Origin of the sequence: Tardiphaga sp. (genome assembly GCF_044340795.1) — a bacterium.
Lineage (GTDB): Bacteria > Pseudomonadota > Alphaproteobacteria > Rhizobiales > Xanthobacteraceae > Tardiphaga.
On sequence record NZ_JBIISY010000060.1, the window covers coordinates 1 to 22,591 of the forward strand.

Annotated in this window: 14 protein-coding genes; 11 read left to right on the forward strand and 3 right to left on the reverse strand. The window is 62.9% G+C overall.

What is annotated here, in order from left to right:
* Positions 1–203 precede the first annotated feature (203 nt).
* From ACIQ17_RS12310 to ACIQ17_RS12340, 7 genes are all read left to right on the forward strand, one after another.
* The gene (locus ACIQ17_RS12310) at positions 204–1,004 is read left to right on the forward strand and encodes an ImuA family protein (RefSeq protein ID WP_398468894.1); all 801 of its coding nucleotides are present in this window, start codon (positions 204–206) and stop codon (positions 1,002–1,004) included.
* Positions 892–2,481, forward strand: a complete 1,590-nt coding sequence (locus ACIQ17_RS12315) for a Y-family DNA polymerase (protein WP_398468896.1) — start codon at positions 892–894, stop codon at positions 2,479–2,481. Before ACIQ17_RS12310 ends, ACIQ17_RS12315 begins: the two co-directional genes overlap by 113 nt.
* Positions 2,478–5,849 (forward strand): error-prone DNA polymerase, encoded by a 3,372-nt coding sequence (locus ACIQ17_RS12320; RefSeq protein WP_398468898.1) that lies wholly within the window; start codon positions 2,478–2,480, stop codon positions 5,847–5,849. The genes ACIQ17_RS12315 and ACIQ17_RS12320 overlap by 4 nt, the downstream gene beginning before the upstream one ends.
* 91 nt (positions 5,850–5,940) lie before the next feature.
* Positions 5,941–7,338, forward strand: coding sequence for a CoA transferase (locus tag ACIQ17_RS12325; protein WP_398468900.1), 1,398 nt, complete (start codon positions 5,941–5,943; stop codon positions 7,336–7,338).
* A gap of 224 nt (positions 7,339–7,562) precedes the next feature.
* Positions 7,563–8,732 carry an efflux RND transporter periplasmic adaptor subunit gene (locus ACIQ17_RS12330; RefSeq protein ID WP_398468926.1) on the forward strand — a complete coding sequence of 390 codons (1,170 nt, stop codon included), beginning with the start codon at positions 7,563–7,565 and terminating at the stop codon, positions 8,730–8,732.
* A 36-nt stretch (positions 8,733–8,768) separates the two neighbouring features.
* Positions 8,769–11,897: an efflux RND transporter permease subunit gene (locus ACIQ17_RS12335; protein WP_398468902.1), complete on the forward strand. Its 3,129-nt coding sequence runs from the start codon at positions 8,769–8,771 to the stop codon at positions 11,895–11,897.
* Between the two features lie 214 nt (positions 11,898–12,111).
* Positions 12,112–14,664: an HWE histidine kinase domain-containing protein gene (locus ACIQ17_RS12340; protein ID WP_398468904.1), complete on the forward strand. Its 2,553-nt coding sequence runs from the start codon at positions 12,112–12,114 to the stop codon at positions 14,662–14,664.
* Positions 14,665–14,771: 107 nt separating this feature from the next.
* Here the strand turns inward: ACIQ17_RS12340 and ACIQ17_RS12345 are convergent, their stop codons facing one another.
* Positions 14,772–16,190, reverse strand: coding sequence for a TolC family outer membrane protein (locus ACIQ17_RS12345; RefSeq protein ID WP_398468906.1), 1,419 nt, complete (start codon positions 16,188–16,190; stop codon positions 14,772–14,774).
* A 300-nt stretch (positions 16,191–16,490) separates the two neighbouring features.
* Here ACIQ17_RS12345 and ACIQ17_RS12350 point away from each other — a divergent pair, with 300 nt between their 5' ends.
* A complete protein-coding gene (locus tag ACIQ17_RS12350) occupies positions 16,491–18,335 on the forward strand; it encodes an acetyl-CoA hydrolase/transferase C-terminal domain-containing protein (protein WP_398468908.1) in 1,845 nt (614 codons plus the stop codon).
* Here the strand turns inward: ACIQ17_RS12350 and ACIQ17_RS12355 are convergent.
* Positions 18,332–19,111, reverse strand: a complete 780-nt coding sequence (locus ACIQ17_RS12355; RefSeq protein ID WP_398468910.1) for an enoyl-CoA hydratase — start codon at positions 19,109–19,111, stop codon at positions 18,332–18,334. The genes ACIQ17_RS12350 and ACIQ17_RS12355 overlap by 4 nt on opposite strands.
* A 78-nt stretch (positions 19,112–19,189) precedes the next feature.
* Positions 19,190–19,894: a hypothetical protein gene (locus ACIQ17_RS12360; RefSeq protein ID WP_398468912.1), complete on the reverse strand. Its 705-nt coding sequence runs from the start codon at positions 19,892–19,894 to the stop codon at positions 19,190–19,192.
* A 276-nt stretch (positions 19,895–20,170) separates the two neighbouring features.
* On the opposite strand from ACIQ17_RS12360, the gene ACIQ17_RS12365 reads away from it, so the two are divergent.
* The 3 genes from ACIQ17_RS12365 (at position 20,171) to ACIQ17_RS12375 (ending at position 22,548) form a co-directional block, all read left to right on the forward strand.
* The gene (locus tag ACIQ17_RS12365) at positions 20,171–20,719 is read left to right on the forward strand and encodes a sigma-70 family RNA polymerase sigma factor (protein WP_398468914.1); all 549 of its coding nucleotides are present in this window, start codon (positions 20,171–20,173) and stop codon (positions 20,717–20,719) included.
* A 2-nt stretch (positions 20,720–20,721) separates the two neighbouring features.
* A complete protein-coding gene (locus tag ACIQ17_RS12370) occupies positions 20,722–21,360 on the forward strand; it encodes an NrsF family protein (protein WP_398468928.1) in 639 nt (212 codons plus the stop codon).
* Between the two features lie 162 nt (positions 21,361–21,522).
* Positions 21,523–22,548 carry a hypothetical protein gene (locus ACIQ17_RS12375; protein ID WP_398468916.1) on the forward strand — a complete coding sequence of 342 codons (1,026 nt, stop codon included), beginning with the start codon at positions 21,523–21,525 and terminating at the stop codon, positions 22,546–22,548.
* The last annotated feature ends 43 nt before the right edge of the window (positions 22,549–22,591 follow it).

A 22,591-nucleotide genomic window follows, 5' to 3' on the forward strand; every position in this document is an offset into this window, starting at 1 on the left:
TATTTGGCAGCATCCGCGAGGATCTCCAGCTTGCGCTTCACGTCCATTCCAAATTCCTTCCAATACCGCCGCGAAAATTTGGGTCGCGATCCCGATTGACTCGTCCAAGCCTCTCGGCGTTATATAGAACACATCATGAACAAATGAGCCAGTCACGGGTTCATTGAAAACCCATCACTGGCAAAGATTTTGAGGAGCGGCGCATGACCAGCGCACGCACGGACACGCTTGCGCGCCTGCGCGGCAGCATCGAACGGATCGAGGGGCATGAGGATACCACGCGCCTCGATCGCGTGGCGCTTGGCCATGCCGAGGCGGACAGCATGCTGCAAGGCGGCCTTGTGCGTGGAACCCTGCATGAGGTCTTCGCGCTGGAGACACGGCAGGTGGGCGCCGCGACAGGTTTCGTCGCCGGCATCGCCCAGCGCCTGACCAGAGGCAAACCGCTGCTCTGGATCCGTCAGGATTTTGTTGCCCGCGAAGGCGGTGCGCTGGCCATGAGCGGGCTCAAGGAGCTTGGCCTCGATCCGCGCCGCATCGTGCAGGTCGCGGCCGCCGATCATGAGATGGCGTTGCGTGTCGGCGCCGATGCGCTGGCCTGCGATGCGCTCGGCGCCGTGGTGCTCGACCTGTGGGGCGAGGTGCGCGCCTTCGATCTCGTCGCCAGCCGCAAATACACGCTCGCCGCCCAAAGCTCCGGTGTCAGCTGCGTGATGCTGCGCACCTCGGCTTTGCCGATGGTCAGCACGGCGGAGACGCGCTGGGTGGTGCAGGCCGCGCGTTCGCCACCGACAGCGCCGTGGGAAGCCTGGGGAGCACCGATCCTCGACACACAACTTGTTCGCAATCGCCATGGCCAGACCGGCCGATGGATCATGGAATGGAAATGTGATGAGTGCCTTTTCCGTGAAGCGGCGCATTCTGAGCCTGTGGCTGCCGCGCCTTCCGACCGACCGTATCAAGCGCCAGCGCGCCCGCAGCGGCGCGTTGCACGACGCGCATAAGCCGCTCATCGTTGCTGCCAAGGAAAGCAATGCCTGGCAGATCACGGCGGTGAACGATGCTGCGGCAAAACTCGGCCTCGAGATCGGCATGCCGCTCGCCAATGCGCGCGCGGTTTGCCCCGATATCGATGTCTGCGATGCCGATCCTGTCGCCGACACCGCATTGCTCAACGCCATTGCCGACTGGTGCGACCGTTTTACGCCACTGGTAGCGCTCGATGCGCCGCATGGCTTGTTTCTCGACATCACCGGCTGCGCCCATCTGTTCGGCGGCGAGGCTGGCTTGATGGAGCAGCTCTGCGCCACGCTGACCAAGCAGGGTTTTAACGCCAGCGCCGCGATTGCCGGCACCGCGATCTGCGCGCGCACGCTGAGCCGCCACAGGCATGGCCGCATCGTCGCGGCGGGCGACGAGGCGAAGGCCGTGAAGCCATTGCCCCTGCATCCGCTCGGCGCCGATGAGGCTGTCATCCGCGGCCTGCGCCGCGCCGGCCTCAAGACCATCGGCGATGTCGCCGCGCGCGGTCGCGCCGAGATCACCGCGCGTTTTGGCGCGGCTTTCACCGCCCTTCTTGAAGCCGCGCTGGGGCAGGGCGATAGCCCGATCTCGCCGCGCAAACCACTGCCCGATTACATCGTCGAAAAACGCTTCCCCGAACCCATTGCCACTGACGCTGTGATCACCACGACGTTGCATGCCCTGGCCGGCATGCTGATCGCGGCGATGGACAAGCAGGGCAAAGGCGCGCGCCTGCTGGAAGCTGCGTTCTTCCGCACCGATGGCGTGGTCCGTGTCATCGCCGCACAGACCGGGCAGGCGGTGAACCGCGTCGAGGTCGTCGACCGCCTGTTTCGCGAGCGCCTCGACGCCATCGCAGATCCGCTCGATCCCGGCTTCGGCTTCGACATGATCCGCCTGTCGGCCAGCCATAGCGAAGTCGTGGTGCAGCAACAGAGCGATCTCGACAGCCGTGTGCAGGACAATGACGAGGTGATCGGGCTGGTGGATCGTCTGTCGGCCCGCATCGGCCCGCGTCGTGTGCTCGTGCATCTACCGGTCGATACGCATATCCCGGAACAGGAAGCACATCCGATGCCGGCACAATGGGGGCTGATCGAAGCCTCTCTGGCGCCATGGCCGCTGCGCATCACCGGCGAGCCGCCGCTGCGGCCGCTGCGCCTGTTCGAACGGCCCGAGCCGATCGATGTGGCGCTTGCTGAATTTCCCGACAAGCCGCCGCATTCCTTCACATGGCGACGGATCAATCGCACTGTGCGCCGCGCCGAAGGCCCGGAACGTATTGCGATGGAGTGGTGGCGTTCACAGGAGCCGCAGCCGACGCGCGATTACTTTCGCATCGAGGACGATATCGGGCAGCGGCTCTGGATCTTTCGCGATGGGCTCTATGGCGAAATCCTGGACAAGGAGGGGAAGCGCGTCGATCCGAAATGGTTCGTGCATGGGCTGTTCGCATGAGCAAGCGTGCAGCCAGATCACCGGCGCCGGTCTATGCCGAACTTGGCATCACTACCAATTTCTCGTTCCTGCACGGTGGCTCGCATCCGGAAAGCTATGTGCATCAGGCGAGCAGGATCGGCCTGCCGATCATCGGCATTGCCGATCACAATACGCTGGCGGGCGTCGTTCGTGCCTATAAAGAGTTGGGAAATGAAAAGGAGGTCTCGCATCCTCCACGTCTGCTGATCGGCGCACGCCTCGTTTTTATGGATGATACGCCCGATATCGTCGTTTATCCCCGAGATCGCGATGCTTATGGTCGGCTATGCCAATTGCTTAGTCGCGGAAAGCTCAATGCAGATAAAGGCGATTGTCACCTGACTTTCGCCGATCTCATCGCTTTTTCGGAAGGGCAGCTATGTATTGTGTCCCTGCCGCATCGTTTCGATAAGGTCACCGCGCTCAAAACGCTGGATCGTTTGACCAGAGCATGTCCCGATAATGTATGGCTCGCTGCAAGTTTCCTGCATCATGGCGACGACAAGCGGCGTCTCGCACGGCTCGAACGTATCGCTGCCACCGCCCGTGTGCCGTTGCTTGCCACAAATGAAGTTCTTTATCACGACGACAGCCAGCGGCCGCTGCAGGATATTCTGACCTGCATTCGCGAGAAGACGACGGTCGACAAAGTCGGCCGAAAACTGCAGGCCAATGCCGAGCGTTATCTCAAACCGGCGCCCGAGATGACGCGGCTGTTTCGCGACTATCCGGATGCCATTGCCGAGACGATCCGTTTTTCCGACCGCATCACCTTCACGCTCGATCAGCTCAAATACCAGTATCCCGATGAGCCCGTGCCACCAGGCAAGACGGCGCAGCAGCATCTCGAAGACCTGACATGGGAAGGCTATCGGCGGCATTTCCCCAACACGGTCGATGAGAAGCTGGAAGCGACCTTGCACAAGGAGCTCGCTTTGATCAGGGAGCTCGAATATGCGCACTATTTCCTGACAGTCCACGACATCGTTCAATTCGCGCGCCGCGAGGGCATTCTCTGCCAGGGGCGTGGCTCGGCAGCTAATTCAGCGGTTTGCTACATGCTGGATGTTACCTCGGTGAATCCCGCCGAGGTCGATCTCCTGTTCGAACGGTTCATTTCCAAGGAGCGGTTGGAGCCGCCGGATATCGATGTCGATTTCGAGCACGTCCGGCGCGAGGAGGTGATGCAATATGTCTATCGCCGCTACGGTCGCCACCGTGCCGCGATCATCGCCACCGTCATCCATTATCGCCCGCGCTCGGCGATCCGCGATGTCGGCAAGGCGCTCGGGCTGACCGAAGACGTCACCTCGGCGCTGGCAGACACCGTCTGGGGCAGCTGGGGCAAGGGTCTCAACGAGATGCAGGTGAAGCAGGCCGGTCTCGATCCGTCCAATCCCGCCATCGTGCAGGCCGTCGCGCTGGCGACGCAACTGATCGAATTCCCGCGTCATCTCTCGCAGCATGTCGGCGGTTATGTGCTGACACAGGACAGTCTCGACACCTATGTTCCGATCGGCAATGCGGCCATGGACGACCGTACCTTCATCGAATGGGACAAGGACGATGTCGATACGATGAAGATGATGAAGGTCGACGTGCTCGCGCTGGGCATGCTGACCTGCATCCGGAGATGCTTCGAGCTGATCTTCCAGCATAAGGGACGACGTTATGAGTTGAAGGATATCAAAGTCCAAAACAAGAAAGAGGCCAAGCCAGTATTTGCCATGCTTCAGCGCGGCGAGTCCCTTGGTGTCTTCCAGGTCGAAAGCCGAGCGCAGATGAACATGTTGCCCCGCTTGAAGCCTAAGACATTTTACGACCTCGTGATTGAGGTCGCCATCGTTCGTCCCGGACCGATCCAGGGCGACATGGTGCACCCCTATTTGAAACGCCGGGAGATGGACCCGAACAAGATTGTCTATCCTTATCCCAAAGGGGGGGATGAGAACGAACTTCACGATGTCCTGCACAAAACGCTTGGTGTTCCGCTGTTTCAGGAACAGGCAATGCGTATCGCGATCAAGGCGGCAGAGTTCACGCCAGAGGAGGCGAACGGCTTGCGCCGGGCGATGGCCACGTTTCGTAATATCGGCACCATCGGTACCTTTGAAGAGAAGATGGTCGGCAACATGATCCGGCGTGGCTATGACAAGATTTTTGCCAAGAACTGCTTCGAACAAATCAAGGGCTTCGGTAGCTACGGTTTCCCTGAAAGCCATGCAGCCGCATTTGCACAGCTCGTCTATGTCTCGTCATGGCTAAAATACTATCATCCTGACGTCTTCTGCTGCGGTTTGCTGAATTCCCAGCCGATGGGATTCTATGCACCGTCGCAGATTGTGCAGGACGCGCAGAAGAACGATGTCGAGGTTCTACCCATTGACGTCTCATACAGCCATTCGCAGAATACGCTCGACGACATCGGTGGCGCACTCCACGCCGTCCGTCTCGGCTTTCGCCAGATCGATGGCTTCAAGTGGGCCGATGCTGATGAAGAGCGGCTGAGGCAAAGCAAGAAGAACCCGCCGCCTCCTTCAGAAGACTGGGGCGCCCGCATCGTCGAAGCGCGTGAGAAACGCGCCTTCACCACGCTGGAGGATTTCGCCCGCGACACCGCGTTGCCGAAGCGCGCATTGATCATGCTGGCTGATGCCGATGCGTTCCGCTCCATCGGCCTCGATCGTCGCGCAGCGCTCTGGGCGGTGCGGCGTCTGCCGGATGACAAGCCGTTGCCGCTGTTCGAGGCCGCGACGGCGCGCGAACTGCCTGATGAAAATGCCGCACCGCTGCCGCAGATGCCGCGCGCCGAGGAGGTCGTCGCCGACTACCAGACCATTCGCCTGTCGCTCAAAGGCCACCCGATGGAATTCTTGCGCGCCATGTTCGCCGCGGAGAAAGTCTCCACATGCGCGACCGTCGCTGCGTCTCCGAATAACACCCCGGCGCGCTGTGCCGGCGTCGTGCTGGTGCGGCAGCGGCCGGGTAGCGCAAACGGCGTGATCTTCATGACGCTGGAAGACGAAACCGGCATCGCCAATGTGGTGGTGTGGCCGAAGGTGATGGAGAAGTTTCGTAAGGAAGTGATGGGCGCGCGATTGATCTGGGTGGAAGGTCGTATCCAGAGCAGCAAGGAGAAGGTGGTTCATCTCGTCGCCGAGCGGTTGGTCGATCGTTCCGATGAGCTGCGATACCTGGCCAATGATGCGCTCGGCCCGCCGCGACGCATGCTATCTGGCCCCGAACCGCTGAATGACGACCGCCGTGAACATCCCGACAACCCCGCCCAGCGCATCCGCCACCCGCGCGATGTCCGTATCCTGCCGCGCTCGCGCGACTTTCATTGATCTCGTTCAGCAACCGTTCAGTCGTTGACCTGCAGGATGCGAATACGGTCTGCTGGCATGCATCAGCCACCGTTTCTCAGGTCAGACACCCATGCAGACGCCGCGCGACATGCTTGCCGAGCTGTGGACCGATCTGGGCGGCGAGCGCGCCGCGCTGGATCGCATCGTGCTGACCGGTGACGAGCCCGCGCTGCCGTCCTCGTTCCGCGCCGGCGCTGCCGCTCAAGTGTCGATCGCTGCGGCGGGTCTTGCCGCTGCGGAGATCTGGCGCGTGCGCAGCGGGCAGGCGCAATCCGTCGCCGTCGATATGCGCCACGCCGTCGTCGAATGCCGCAGCGAGCGCTATCTGCGCTGCGACGGCCATCCGCCACCGCCCGCATGGGACGCGATTGCCGGCGTCTACAAGACCGGCGACGGCCGGTTCGTCCGCCTGCACACCAATTTCCCGCATCACCGTGATGCGGTCTGCTCCGTGTTGTCCTGCGCGCCCGAGCGCGATGCCGTGCAGGCCGCGCTGATGCAGTGGAAAGGCGAGGCTTTTGAAACCGCGGCTGATGCGGCTGGCGGTGTCGTTGCGTTGATGCGCAGCCATGATGAGTGGATGGCGTTGCCGCAGGCGCAAGCGATCGCCGACCTGCCGCTGGTCGAGGTCACCAGGATCGGCGACGTCGCGCCAAAACCGTGGCCTGCCGGCGATCGTCCGCTGGCCGGCCTGCGCGTGCTCGATCTCTCACGCGTCATCGCGGGACCTGTTGCCGGACGTACGCTCGCAGCGCACGGCGCTGACGTGATGCTGGTCTCCAGCCCCAGGCTTCCCGCGATCCCGTGGCTCACCATCGATACAGGCCGCGGCAAGCAGGCATGCTTTGCCGATCTCGACACCGCGCAGGGCAGGGAGGCACTGCGCGGCCTGCTCGCCGACGCCGATATCTTCTCCCAGGGCTATCGCCCGCAATCACTGGCGGCGCGCGGCTTTGCGCCGGAGGATGCCGCACGCATCAGCCCCGGCGTCATCTATGTCTCGCTCTCCGCTTATGGCCGCGGCGGGCCATGGTCCGGGCGTCGCGGTTTCGATTCACTGGTCCAGTGCGCCAGCGGCTTCAATCACGCCGAAGGGCAGGCAGCAGGCCTCGCGGGCCCAAAAGAGCTGCCGGCGCAGATGCTTGATCATGCGACCGGATACCTCATGGCTTTTGGCGCACTGATGGCAAGACTCCGCCAGGCGCGGGAAGGCGGCAGCTGGCATGTCCAGGTCTCGCTGGCGCGCACCGGAAAATGGTTATGGGAGATGGGGCGCCTTGAAAATGGCTTGAATGCGCCGGATATCGCCGGCGATGCGATCGCGGCGCTCGCGGAAGAGATGCCGTCAGGCTTTGGCCGATTGTCGGCTGTTCGTCATGCAGCCGTGCTAGGGGCCACCCCAACATATTGGGCTCATCCGGCGGTTGCGCTCGGATCTTGTCCACCGGTATGGGGGTCCGCAAAATAATGATTGCTTTGCGACCAAACGAAAGTTTAATCAAAAATGCGGGTCTGACCTGCGTTTTTTGATTGTCTCAACGTCCATATGCGCACTAATAGCGCGCATAATGAGACAAAACGCCGCGGCATAAGCGGACTCTCGATTTAAGGGCTCGGCAGGTGACGAACGTGAACCAGGGATCTTCGAAATTCAGCCGCAAGCAGCTGGTCTTCAGCGCTTGCGCGGCCGTCATTCTCGTCGCCGGCGGCTATGCCTATACGCAGCTCACCGGGGCGCCGCAGAAGCATTCCGACGTCTCCAGCCAGTCCCGCAAGAACCCGCAACGCTATACGCCGAGCGCAACCGAATGGGCGAGCCTGACCATCGAGCCGGTGACGGTGAAGTCGTTCCGTTCGGAATCGGTCACCGAAGGCAAGATCGCCGTCGATGAAGACAAGTCCACGCCGATCTTCTCGCCCTATGCCGGCCGCGTCACGAAATTGCTCGCCAAGCCGGGCGATCAGGTGGTCAGGGGCCAGCCGCTGTTCGTGGTCGAGGCTGCCGACACGGTCGGCGCGCAGAATGATTTCGTCGCCGCCGTCACCGCGGCGAACAAGGCGAAGTCGCAGCTCGATCTGGCCACGATCCAGGACAAGCGCGCCAAGGATCTGTTTGAAGGCAAGGCTGTGCCGCTGAAGGATTATCAGCAGGCGCAGGCGACCCTGTTGCAGGCGCAAAATGATCTGCGCACCGCGGATACTGCGCTCGAGGCCGCGCGCAACCGTCTGCGCATTCTCGGTCTCACGGAAGATGCGATCACCGCCTTCCAGGAGAAGGGCCGCATCAATCCGGAGACCACCGTGTTCTCGCCGCTGGCCGGCACCGTGGTCCAGCGCAAGGTCGGTCCCGGCCAGTTCATCAGCGCCGGCGCCAGCGATCCCGTCTTCGTGATCGGCGATCTCTCCACCGTCTGGCTCAATGCCTATGTGCGCGAGACCGAAGCAGCCTCGGTGCAGGTCGGCCAGGAAATGACCTTTACTGCGCTGGCGCTGCCGGGCCGCGTGATGACCGGTCGCATCGACTATGTCGCCACCGCGCTCGATCCCGCCACGCGCCGCCTGCAGGTCCGCGCCACGCTGAACAACAGCAACGGCCTGCTGAAGCCGGAAATGTTCACCACGGTGACGATCTATGCGCCGGGCGAGCAGCCGACCGTAGGCGTGCCGAAGACCGCGCTGATCTATGAAGGCGATCAGGTCCGCGTCTGGGTCGCCAATGACGACAAGACCATCGAGCTGCGCACCATCAAGACCGGCATGACCAATGCGGGCCTGGTGGAAGTGTTCGGCAACCTCCGGCCGGGTGAGAAGATCGTCACCCGCGGTAGCCTGTTCATCGATCGCGTGGCGTCTGCTAGCTAAGTTCCAGCTTCGGCTTTTCTGAAAGGTCCGATCTGGATGGATCGTCTCGTCTCTATTGCCGTCGACCGTCGTTTCCTGATGGTTGGCATGTTTCTCGCTGTGTTCATCGGCGGCATCTTCGCCTTTCAGCAGCTGAACATCGAAGCCTATCCAGATCCGACGCCGCCGATGGTGAACATCGTGACGCAGTCGCCCGGCCTCTCGGCCGAGGAGATCGAGCGTTACATCACGATCCCGATCGAGACCCAGGTCGCCGGCATCAAAAATCTGAAGACGATCCGCACGATCTCGCTTTACGGTCTGTCCGACGTCAAACTGCAATTCTCGTTCGACTATACGTATGATGAAGCGTTGCAGCAGGTATTGAACCGGCTAGCGCAGCTCGGCCAATTGCCAAACAATGCACAGCCCGGCATTTCCCCGCTGTCGCCGGTCGGCGAAATCTTCCGTTATCGTCTGGTCGGTCCGCCGAATTACAGCGTGCTCGATCTGAAGACCCTGCAGGATTGGGTCCTGCAACGCCGTTTTCGCGCGGTGCCGGGTGTCATCGACGTCGTCGGTTGGGGTGGCAAGACCAAGACCTATGAAATCCAGGTCGATTTCAACAAGCTCGTCGCCTATGGCCTGACGCTGCCGCAGATGCTCACCGCAGTGGGCAATGCCAACATCAATGTTGGCGGCAACACGGTCAATATCGGCCCGCAATCGGCCGTGGTGCGCGGCGTCGGCCTGATACGCTCGATCGACGACATCTCCAACACGATGATCTCGCAGACGGGTGGCAATCCGGTGCTGATCCGCGATGTCGCCACGGTTACGGTGGGCGAAAAGCCGCGGCTCGGCATTGCCGGCCTCAACAATGACGACGACATCGTCCAGGGCATCGTGATGATGCGGCGTGGCGAGAAGAGTTCGCCGACGATCGCCAATGTCGAGAAGGCGGTGCGTGCCATCAACAATGGCAATGTGCTGCCGCCCGGCGTGCGGATCGAGCGTATCTATGACCGCAAGGATCTGATCGACATCACCACCCATACGGTGCTGCACAATATGGTGGTCGGCATCCTGCTGATCGTGTTCCTGCAGTGGCTGTTCCTCGGCAATCTGCGCAGCGCATTGATCGTCGGCGCCACGATTCCGTTCGCGCTGTTCTTTGCCGTCATCATTCTGGTCGCGCGGGGAGAGTCCGCGAATCTGTTGTCGGTGGGCGCCATCGATTTCGGCCTGATCGTCGATGGCACCGTCATCATGGTGGAGGCGATCTTCAGGCGATTGACGCAGACGACGCCGCTGTCGGATGCCGAGAAGAGCCACATATCCCCCGAGACCATCATGGGGATGAAGAAACACGGCATCCTCAGTGCGTCCGCCGACGTGTCGAGATCAATCTTCTTCGCCGCGGCGATTATCATTGCGGCCTTCCTGCCGCTGTTCACGCTTTCGGGCGTCGAAGGCAACATCTTCGGACCGATGGCGCGCACCTATGCCTACGCGCTGGCCGGCGGCCTGATCGCCACCTTCACCATCACCCCGGCGCTGTCGGCCCTGATCCTGCCTGCCCATGTGCAGGAGACCGAGACCTGGATCGTCCGCAAGCTGCATCACCTCTATATGCCGGTCCTGAACTGGGCGGTGAAGAGCCGTGCCGCGGTGATGGGCATTGCCGCTGCGCTGCTGGTCGCGACCGCGATCATGATCCGGCTGCTCGGCCTCGAATTCCTGCCGAAGCTGGAAGAAGGCAATATGTGGATCCGCGCCACGCTGCCGCCGACCATCTCGCTGCAGGAGGGCAATACCTACGTCAACGAAATGCGCCGCTTCATCCGCGAGCAGCCCGAAGTGGAATCGGTGGTGTCGCAGCATGGCCGTCCCGACGACGGCACCGACGCGGCCGGCCTGTTCAATGCGGAATTCTTCACGCCGCTGAAACCTGTCGCACAGTGGCCGGGGACGAAGGACAAGGACGAGCTCACGGCGCGTCTGCTCAAGGACCTGCAGACGAAATTCCCGGGCGTCGAATTCAACTTCTCGCAATATCTCCAGGACAACGTTTCCGAAGCGGTGTCCGGTGTGAAGGGCGAGAACTCGATCAAGCTCTACGGCAATGATCTGGAGACGCTGACCAAGACCGCGAACGAGATCAAGGACGTGCTGTCCACCGTGCAGGGCGTCACCGACCTCGCGGTGTTCACCTCGCTCGGCCAGCCGACCATCCAGATCGACATCGATCGCGCCAAGGCCGCGCGCTATGGCCTCGCGCCGGGCGACATCAATGCCACCATCAAGGTGGCGATCGGCGGCGACAGCGCCGGCGACCTCTATGAGGGCGGCAGCGATCGTCACTTCCCGATCGTGGTGCGTCTTGCGCCTGAATTCCGCCGTAGCGCGGAGGCGATCCAGAACCTGCGCATCGGTGCGCCCGGACCGAACGGCACCATCACGCAGATCCCGCTCAGCGAGGTCGCCTCGATCAACCTGATCTCCGGCGCGGCCTATATCTATCGCGAGAACCAGGAACGCTACCTGCCGATCAAGTTCTCGGTGCGTGAACGCGATCTCGGCAGTGCGATCCAGGAAGCGCATGAGAAGGTCAATGCGCTGGTCAAGCTGCCGGCTGGCTCGCGCACCGAATGGGTCGGCGAATTCGGCAATCTGCAGGATGCCATCGCGCGCCTGTCCGTCGTGGTGCCCATCAGCCTGCTGCTGATCGGCGTGCTGTTGTGGTTCAATTTCGGCTCCATGGCCGACACGCTGTTGGCCATGAGCGTGATCCCGATGGCGGTGTTCGGCGGTGTGCTCGGCCTGTTCCTGTTCGGCATTCCATTCAGCGTCTCGGCGGCCATCGGCTTCATCGCGCTGTTCGGTATCGCCGTGATGGACGGCATCCTGATCATCTCGCAATACAACCAGCTCATCGATGAGGGGATGGAGCGCATCAAGGCGGTCATCAAGGCCGGCGAGCTGCAGCTCCGGCCGGTGCTCATGACCTGTATCGTGGCGGGTGTCGGTCTGTTGCCGGCGGCGCTGTCCGAGGGCGTCGGCTCCCAGGTGCAGAAGCCGCTGGCCGTGGTGGTGGTCATGGGCATGATGCTGGCGCCGCTGGTCATCCTCATCACGTTACCGGTGCTGATGACCTTCTTTGCAAAACGCACACGTCAGGCCTAACGACGGCTGTAACCTGTAGCGTGGGCACGCTTTGCTTTGCCCACCATACAAAATCCAGCATGGCCGGGATCAAAATCACGGCTCGCTTGTTAGGATCGTCAAGCCGGGTTCCAACCGTTTCGGGGAAGCCGCGGCGGGTGTTTCTTTGTCAAAGTCTCAGGACATGGCATTCTCCCGCTTATTGCCTGCGCGGATTGCCGCCAAGAGAGACTTGATGCTCACCACGACTGATCCCGTCGATCTCACCAATTGCGACCGCGAGCCGATTCATATCCCCGGCAGCATCCAGCCTTACGGCTGCCTGCTCGCTTGCGACGGCTCGGTGGGGATGGTGCGGCGGCATTCGGCCAATGCAGGTGCCATGCTCGGCATCTCCGGCGAGATCAATGACCGCCGTCTCGATGATCTCATCGGCGAGAAACCGGCTCATGACATTCGCAACGCCATCGCCAAATGGGGCAGCCAGCAGCGCGCGGGCCTGCTGATCGACTTCAAGGTCGCGCATACCGACACGTCGTTCAATGTCGCCGTGCATCGCCAGCACGGCGTCAATATCGTCGAGTTCGAGCCCGTCGATCCCGTCGAGGCGACGCCGCCGCTGGAATTGTCGCGCCTCCTGATCGGCCGCATCGGCCAGTGCAACGATCTCGACATGCTGTTCGACAATGCATCGCGCCTGCTGCGTGGTGCGCTCGGCTATGACCGGGTGATGGTCTATCAGTTCGCCCATGATGGTTCCGGCCGCGTCATCAGCGAGGCCCGTCGCGGCGATCTGGAGAGCTTTCTCGGCCAGCATTTCCCGGCCAGCGACATCCCGAAACAGGCACGCATTCTTTATCTGCAGAACACCGTGCGCATCGTTTCGGATTCGTCCTGCGCGCGTGTCGCGATTGTGCCGGAGCGCGACAGCTCCGGCGAGCCGCTCGACCTGTCCTTCGCGCATCTGCGCAGCGTGTCGCCGATCCATTGCGAATATCTCCGCAATATGGGCGTCGGCGCGTCGATGTCGATCTCCATCATTCTCGATGGCGCATTGTGGGGGCTGATCGCCTGCCATCATTACGCGCCGCGCGCGCTGTCGATGGAGAAGCGCGTCGCCGCCGAGATGTTCGGCGAGTTTTTCTCCATGCAGCTCGCCTCGCTGATCCAGAAGCGCAAGCTGGCCGCGAGCGAACGCGCGCGCCGCTACCTCGACCAGCTGCTGCACAATGTCTCGCATCACGGCGATGTCGAGGATCTGCTCAAGAACAATATCCGCGATTTTCGCGAGCTGATGCCATGCGACGGCGTCGGCATCTTTTTCAACGATAGCTGGACCGGCTTCGGCAGGGTGCCGCCGGCCGACGCCATTCCCGCGCTCATGGCGCTGGTGAACTCCGCTGCCGAGGGGCGCGTCTGGGCCACCAGCGCATTGTCGGATCGCTTGCCGGAAGCCGCCGACTACAGCGAGCTGGTGGCCGGCGTGCTGGCCGTGCCGCTGTCGCAATTGCCGCGCGACTATCTGCTGTTTTTCCGCAGCGAAGTCGCGCAGACCGTGAACTGGGCCGGCGATCCCAATAAGACCTACGAGACCGGCCCGCTCGGCGATCGTCTGACGCCGCGCAAGAGTTTTGAGATCTGGAAGGAAACAGTCGAACTGCAGTCCGAACCGTGGCTGCAGAGCGAGCGCGACACGGCGGAAGCCACGCGGGCTGCGCTGGTGGAAGTGGTGCTGCGTCACAACGAGCTGCTGGCCGATGAACGCCACAAGGCCGATCTGCGCCAGAAGATGCTCAATGAAGAGCTCAATCACCGCGTCAAGAACATCCTGGCGCTGATCAAGTCGCTGGTCTCGCATCCGGTGGAAGAGGGGCGCAGCATCGAGGATTATGTCGCCTCGCTGAAAGGCCGCATCCAGGCGCTGTCGCTCGCCCATGATCAGGTGATCCGCGGCGCCGGTGGTGGCGGGCTGAAGAGCCTGATCGATGCGGAGCTGTCACCCTATCGTGAGGCCGTGAAGGAGATCGATGTCGCCGGTCCCGAAGTGATGCTCGATGCCCGCGCTTATTCGGTGCTGGCGCTGGTGCTGCACGAGCTCGCGACCAATGCCGCGAAATACGGCGCATTGTCGGTGAGCCTCGGCCGCCTCTCGCTGAGATGGCAACGGCTCGACAGCGGCGATTGCGAGATCCGCTGGCTGGAAAGCGATGGTCCCATCGTCAGGCCGCCGTCGAAGCCGGGTTTCGGATCGATGCTGATCGGCCGCAGCATTCCCTATGATCTCGGTGGCGAGAGCGATGTCGATTACGATCCCGCCGGCACGCGCGTGCGTCTGCGGATTCCGGCGCGCTTCGTCACCTGGCCGGCGCCGGCGGCGGCGCGCACACGCCAGGCCAAGCGCATCGACGAGCGCCCGGTGGCCTCCATGCGCGGGCTCGATGTGCTGATGGTCGAGGATCAATTGCTGATCGCGATGGATGTCGAGACCATGCTGGCCGGCGAGGGCGCCGCGCGGGTCGAGACGGCCGCGTCAGTGAAGGAGGCGCTAGCGCTGCTCGCGAGCTTCAAGCCGGATGTGGCGATTCTCGACGTCAATCTCGGCAACGGCAGCTCGATGCCGGTGGCGCATATGCTGAGCGAGCTCGGCGTGCCGTTCGTGTTCGCCACGGGCTATGGCGAGACCAGTCTCATTCCGGCGGCGCTCGATGCCGTGCCGGTGATCCGCAAGCCATATGACCTGACGTCGCTGGTGACGGCCCTTGGTGCTGCGATCGCGCGAAAACAGTAGGACGGGTAGAGCGAAGCGAAACCCATCAATGGAAGTCGTCGCGCGGTTCGGCTGATGGGTTTCGCTCAGGCGCTGTGCGCCTGCGCTTTACCCATCCTACGAAATCACTACTTCCCGTCCGGCGTGCGCAGGCCGTGCCAGGCGTCGCGCACCTGGTGATAATGCACTTCCGGCAGATAGTCCGGTGTCTTCAGGTTGAGCGTCTTGACGTCGAGGCGGCCGATGGCGCTGAGCAGGGCATAGGAGGCGATCACGCGGTCGCGCTGCGCGCCGATCAGGCGGGCCTTGGCCAGGATCAGATCCTGCTGGGCGTTCAGCACTTCGACCGTGGTGCGCTGGCCGCCTGCGGCCTCGCGCTGCACGCCCTGCAACGCCACGCCGGCGCCGCGCACTTCGGCCTCGGCGGCGCTCACAGCCGTCTTGGCGCCTTCATTGGACACCCACGCGCCGATGGCGGCGGTGCGGGCCTGATTGCGGACCATCTCCAGCACCAGCCGGCTCGCGGTCGACAGTTGCTTGGCCTGCCGCGTCTGCGAGGCGCCGAGGCCGCCGTCATAGATCGGGGCATTGAGCTGGCCGACGATGGAGGCCTGGTCGGTGCCATAGGTGCCGAGGGTCTGGTCCGACTGGCTCGATTTGCTGGCGCTGCCCTGCAGCGTCAGCGTCGGCAGCAGGCTGCCCTCGGCGACCTTGATGCTGGTAGTCGCCACATCGACGTCGAATCCGGCGGCAAGCACGGCCGGATGGCCCTTGAAGGCCAGCGCGATCGCATCCTCGCGGCCGCGTGGCAGCAGGCGGTCGATCGGCTCCGCCGGGCTCAGGCGGCTCGGCATCACGCCGACGATCTGGGCATAGGTGGCCTGGCTGATGGACAGTGCGACTTCAGCGGCGTTGAGGTCGGCCTGGCCGCGGGCAAGGCGGGCTTCCGCCTGCGACGTGTCGGTCGGCGTCACGTCGCCGGCATTGAGGCGCTTCTTGGCGATGTCGAGCGTCTCGCGCAGAGCGGTGACGTTGGAACGCTGCGCTTCCACCAGCGACTGGTTGGCGAGCACGTTCATGTAAACGGTGACGGCATCGAGCAGCACGCCCTGGCCGACATTGCGCAGCGCCTCGCGGCCCGACTGCACCTGGAATTCGGCGATGCGGACACTGTTGGCTGTGCGGTTGCCGTTATACAGCGTCTGGGTGACGGTGACGCCGATGGTCCACGGCTTCAGGGTGGCGCCCTGAATCGTATTGTCCGGCAGCAGGTTGCGCACCGCCTGCAGGCCGTAGCTCAGCGTCGCCGCGACCTGCGGGCGATAGCCGGCCATGGCCTGCGGCACGTTCTCATCGGTGGCGCGCTGGCGCGCGCGCTCGCTGTTGAGTTGTGGATTGGTCTGGTAGGCCTTGACGAGTGCATCGGCGACGGTTTCAGCGCGTGCGTCCGCAATGGCGAAGACGCTGCAGCCGATGAGTCCCAGGGCCGTTCCGGCTCGCAGCACGTTGCGTGCGACGCGGCCCTTGCTTACGCGATGACTGGTCATTTTATCCCAAAGCGATCTTCGGATATCCGCCCCCGCTGACATCCACTCAACTGTTTAGAGGGCGTTGCCAACAGTGGCAAACACTCCGGCGAAGAACCTCCGGGCTTTCACGCGTTCCCCACAGGGCATTTCGGGACCCTGATCTTCTCGATTGTTCAAGACCCTAGCTGCATCGAACAGGCGATGGAATGCGACGACGTGACCGCTCAATTCGCGCGCGGCTGTTGCATGATGGGCACATTCGCAGTTACTCGCAGGGTGGTACCCACTTCCGGTCCGCGCTGTTCAATCGGGATCCTCATGCCGACAATTTTTTCCGACCCTGATGACATCGTCGAGGACATCATTCGCGACGTCGGCACCAGGCTCGTGGTCGGCTTGCCGCTCGGTCTCGGCAAGGCCAATCACATCATCAATGCGCTGTATCGGCGCGCCGTCGCTGATCGCAACATCGATCTGACATTCTTCTCGGCGCTGACGCTCGAAAAGCCGCGGCCGTCGAATGAACTCGAGAAACGCTTCATCGGTCCGGTGATCGATCGTCTGTTTGGCGGCTACCCCGATCTCGACTACGCAAACGCCATCCGCAAGCGCGAATTGCCAGATAACATCAGGGTCAACGAGTTCTTCTTCCTCGCCGGCAAATGGCTGCGTGTCGCCGACGCGCAGCAGCACTATATTTCCGCGAACTACACCCATGCCGCGTCATATCTGCTGGCACGCGGGCTCAATGTCATCACGCAACTGGTGTCAAAGCGCGTCGTCGATGGCCATGCGCGCTACAGCCTGAGCTGCAACACCGACACCACGCTCGATCTGATGCGCGCACGTGCCGAAGGCCGTGCATCATTCAAGCTGGTCGGTCAGGTGAATGCCGAACTGCCTTACATGCCGGGGCAGGGGGATCTCGCCGGTGATGAATTCCATGCGGTGCTGGAAAGCCCGGACGTTGAATTCCCGCTGTTCGCGCCGCCGTCGGAACCGGTCAGCGATACCAAATACGCCATCGGCCTCCATGCGGCGGGACTGATCCGCGATGGCGGCTCGCTGCAGATCGGCATCGGCCAGATCGGCGATGCGCTGGCACAGGGGCTGATCGCACGCCATCGCGACAATGCGGCCTTCAAGGCGACGATGCAGCGGCTGGCGCCGGGCGTCGCCGTGCGCAGCGAGCCGTTCGAGCGGGGCCTTTATGGCGTCAGTGAAATGCTGTTCGAGGCATTTCTCGGCCTGATCGAGGCCGGCATTCTGAAGCGCGAGGTCGACGGCACGATTCTGCAAGCGGCCTTTTTCCTCGGACCGAAAGCATTTTATCAGTCCCTGCGCGACATGGCACCGGAACGTTTGGCGAAAATCCAGATGACGCCGGTGTCCTTCACCAACGAACTCTACGGCGACGAGGCCGCGAAACGTCGCGCGCGCGTCGATGCCCATTTCGTCAACAACACCATGATGGCAACCTTGATGGGCGCTGCGATCTCCGATGGCCTCGATGACGGTCAGGTGATCAGTGGCGTCGGCGGCCAGTATAATTTCGTCGCGCAGGCTTTTGCGCTGGAGGGGGCGCGGTCGATCCTCACGCTGGAAGCGACGCGGCCGGGCAAGGCGCCGTCGTCCAATATCCGCTGGTCCTATGGCCACCAGACCATCCCGCGACATCTGCGCGATATGTTCGTGACGGAATACGGCGTCGCCGACCTGCGCGGCAAATCCGATGCGGATACGATCGCGGCCATGCTGGAGATCACCGACTCCCGTTTTCAGCCGGAACTGATGCGGCAGGCCAAGGATGCGGGCAAGTTGCCCAGACAATTCGAGCTCGCATCCGCACATCGCGACAACACACCGGAGCGGATTGCCAAGGCCTTGAAGCCGGCGCGCGATGCCGGTCTGCTGCCGATGTTTCCGTTCAGCAGTGATTTCACCGATGTCGAGCAACGTCTGATTCCGGCGCTGCAGATCTTGAGCGCGGCGGTGAAGACGCCGTCGAAGCTCTGCGGACTGTTTTGGGAAGGACTCACCTCGTCGCCGGGCGCGAATGACGAAGCCTGTCTCGCACGCCTGAAACTCGAAAGGCCCGCCACCATGCAGGAACGGGCCTATCGGTTGTTGGTCTTGGCAGCGCTGAAGCGCAGCCGCGCTTAGCGGTTCTTGTTCACCGGCTTCCGCTTCTCGATGAACGCGGCCATGCCTTCGCTGCGGTCTTCCAGCGCAAAGGTCGCGTGGAACAGGTCGCGCTCGACCTTGAGGCCTTCGGCCAGCGAGGTTTCCAGCGAGCGATTGACGGCGCTCTTGGCCATGGCCGCCACCGGGCGCGACATGCCGGCGATCTTCTCCGCCATGGCGATCGCTTCTTCCATCAGCTTGTCGGCAGCGACGACACGGCTGACGAGGCCGGAGCGTTCGGCTTCCGCTGCATCCATCATGCGGCCGGTGAGGCAGAGGTCCATCGCCTTCGACTTGCCGATGGCGCGGGTGAGGCGCTGGGTGCCGCCGATGCCGGGAATGGTGCCGAGGGTGATTTCGGGCTGGCCGAATTTGGCGGTGTCCGAACAGATCATGATGTCGCACATCATCGCCAGCTCGCAGCCGCCGCCGAGCGCATAGCCGGACACGGCGGCGATGGTCGGCTTGGTGCAGGTGGCGACGCGGTCACCGCCGATCTGGGTAAAGTCCTTCGAGAACATATCGATGAAGCCCTTCGGCTGCATCTCCTTGATGTCTGCGCCAGCGGCGAAGGCCTTCTCGCTGCCGGTGACGATGATGCAGCCGACAGAGTCGTCAGCTTCGAGATCGTCGATGGCGACTTTGATCTCGCTGAACACGCCGAAGGAGAGTGCATTGAGCATCTTCGGGCGGTTCAGGGTCACGATGCCGACGGCGCCTTTGCGCTCGACGAGAATGTGTTCGAAGCTGCTCATGTTTCATCCCGCGGATCTGTTGATTGCGGCCACCGGAGCCGGCGACCGCGCGCAATCTGCCCGCTCACAGGATGAGGTTCAAGCCATAAACATTCGCGCTGCGGAGGCGAGCGTAAGCAGCCCGCCCATGGCGATGAACACCTTGCCGATCATGGAGGTCTGCTCCCACGGCTTGCTGTTCTCCACGGTCGCAGCGGGCGCCGGCGTGTCGATGGTGGCCTTTGCGAGGGTCAGGGGCGGCTTGTCCTCGGCGGCGCGGTCGAGGTCATTGATCTGGTCGGACGCGACCACATCGGCGGCTGGCGCGTGGTTCTCGGCGTCGGCCGTGGCGTGCGGTTCGGGCTGGGCGTCCATCTGGCTCAGCACATTCCCGGCCTGGGCGGACATGTTGTAGGTGTCGGTGGGCTTGGCATCATTGGCCCACTGCGCATTCGCATTGGCGACGGCGGGAGTCATGCTGTCGTCCTGCGTGGGCTTGAGGTCGTCTGCCTTGGCCTCCTGCTTGGCGGCCTCTTCCTTGGCAGTCTCTTCCTTGGCCGGCTTCTTCGCCTTGGCGTGGCGCACGGCCTTGCGGGATTTGCTGGCCGACTTTTTCGGATGCAGACGGGTCGGCTGGCCCGGTTCGGCGGCCACGACACCCGTGGCGGTGCCGACGGCGGCAGGTTGGTCAGGCGCCTGGGCGGCTGTCTGCGCGGCGGCCTCGGTGGCCGGGAACAGCGACGCGAATGCCCACAATCCCGCCGCGAAAATCCATGCGGCGTGCCCGGTGGTGTTGAATCTCATCATAGTCTCCCCAAGGATACCCGCCCCTTCGGGTCCATAAGGAAACTGCGCAGGTGACCACATGGGGGCAGAAAAGGGGAATCTTCGCGCTCGTTTTCGCCATGATCGGCCCGAGGCCGGTTTTCGGCACTGGGATGCCGCAGGGCAAAGGTGCTATGAGCCGCACTGCACGACCTGAAACCGCGCCGGCCATTGCCCGCGGGTCACGGTTCTGTGATCTCACCGTGGCGGATGTAACACTCTGATCCCACCGCCGAAATGCCATCAGGAGCGCGCGTGCGCGGACGTGACGACGACGAATGGACGGGTCTGATGCAATCGGCCATGGCCGGTGACGGCGCGGCCTATCATCGCCTGCTGAAGTCGGTCACCCCCGTATTGCGCGCGGGTGCGCGGCAGGGTTTGTCGCGCGCCGGACAGTCGCCTGACCAGGCCGAGGATATCGTGCAGGACATTCTACTCGCGGTGCATCTGAAGCGGCATACTTGGGACGCCAACGCGCCTTTCGCGCCGTGGCTGTTCGCGATCGCGCGCAACAAGCTGATCGATGCGCTGCGCAAGCGCGGTCGGCGTGTCTTTGTCGACATCGACGATTTCTCCGAGACGCTGCCGAGCGAGCCGCCGGCCGAACCGCTGCCCACGGTGGATATCGCCAGCCATCTCGGTGATCTGCCGCCGCGCCAGCGCGACGTGCTGCAGTCGATCGCCGTCGAGAATGCCTCGATCCGGCAGACCGCCGAGAAACTGTCCATGACCGAAGGCAATGTCCGCGTGGCCTTGCATCGCGGGCTTGCCAGCCTCGCGGCGAAATTGCGGGAGGATTGATGATGGATACCGACCGCCTGATCAGCGCGCTTGCTGCCGACAATGCTCACCGTCCGCCACCGGTGCGCACGCAGCTCGCCATGGCTCTGCTCGTGACGCTGCCTGTGGCGGCGGCGATGATGCTCGTCACCATCGGGCTGCGTCCCGATTTCATGGCGGCGATGCGCAATCCGTTCTTCGATCTGAAATTCGTCGTCACGCTGGCGCTGGCAATCCCCGCCATCGTCATCAGCGTGCATCTGTCGCGGCCGGAAGCGGTGCTCGGCCGCTGGGTATGGCTGCTGCTGCTGTCGCCCTTCATTCTGGTCGGTGCGATCATTGCCGAGATGATGATGCCGCAGCGTTCGCCGATGATGACGCGGATGATGGGGAAGGGCGCGACGCTGTGCACGGTAGCAATCTCGCTGTTCTCGCTGCCGATCCTCGGTGCCGCATTGCTGGCGCTGCGACAGGGCGCAACCACGCGTCCCGCTTTCGTCGGTGCACTGGCGGGGATGATGTCGTCGGGATTGGCGGCGACCGTCTACGCCGCCCATTGCACCGACGACTCACCGCTCTTCGTGGCGGTCTGGTACACCATCGCTACAGTCATGGTGACGGCGCTCGGTGCTTTCGCGGGTTCGCGCGTGCTGCGGTATTGATGCATCGCACGCGCGTTCCCGCTTCCTAAGAATTTCACAAACTCCGCCCGACTTCCGTAGTCGCTCGTTACCCAACGAGCCCGTAGGTAGCATCCTCCCTGCAACAACCCGCATAACTTGTCGTTCTTGCTTCACGTCAGACCAAGCGTGGAGCTTTCCCTCATGACGACACTTCTGAACGGAAGCGATAACAACCGGCTTGCCGAAGTGCTGGCCGGATCGGCGGCATTGTTATCCGGAACCAGCGCCGACGCCGCGTCGCAATTGTCACTGAACGCATTGCTGAGTGACGAGGCGATCTCGACCGATGCAAGTGTGGATGCCACGGCGACGGCGGATACCCATACGCTGCTCGATCCCATCCATCTCGATCTTGCGGCCAGTGCCGGTGCGGAGGCGCCTGCTCCCGAGATGGCCAATCTTCTCGGTCTTGGCGATATCCTCAAGATTGAACCGGATTCCCAGCTCGATCTGACGCATCTCATCCAGCCCGCAACCGATGCCGTGCAGAATGTCGTCAGCGACCTGCATCTACCGACAGATCTGCTCGGCGATCAGGGCAATCTCATTCAACTGCCCGCCGATCTCGCGCAGCAGCTCACCGACACCGTCGCGCAAGGCAGCGGAAGCCTGCTGCCCGCCGCTGCGGACGGCCACGCCGATCCTGTGGCGGGCCTGTTGAGCACGCCCATGGGATTGCTGAATGGCGGGTTGTTGAATGGTGGGCTTCTGAGTGGTGGCCTTGGCGAGACGATCGAGCATGTCGGCGAGACCGTCGGTTCCGTCGTACACTCGCTCGATGATCTGCTCGGCAATACCGGCCTGCTGGATCCGGTCGCCGATCTCGTCACCGGCGTGACGAGCAGCCTTCATGAGCTGCCGATCCTCGGCAATCTGCTCGGTGGCGCGTCCGGCGACGAGGGCGGCTCGCAGGGTGGTCTGCTCGGCGGTATCCTCAACATTCCGAGCCTCGGCGGTGCCGGCACCGACTCGCTGACCGGAACACTGCTCGGGCCGCATGGCCTTGTCGGCGGACTACTTGGCGGCGACTTGCTGGGCGGCGAAGCGGCCCACGACACAGCGGCCGCTACCCATGAGACCGCGCCGCTCGATCTCGTTGCGGGGCTCACCGACGCGCTCACCGGCGATCACGGCGTGCTCAATCTGCACGGCGCGCACATCATCTGAGCCTGACAAAACCGGGAGAGGCATCCGTGCCTCTCCCGTTGTC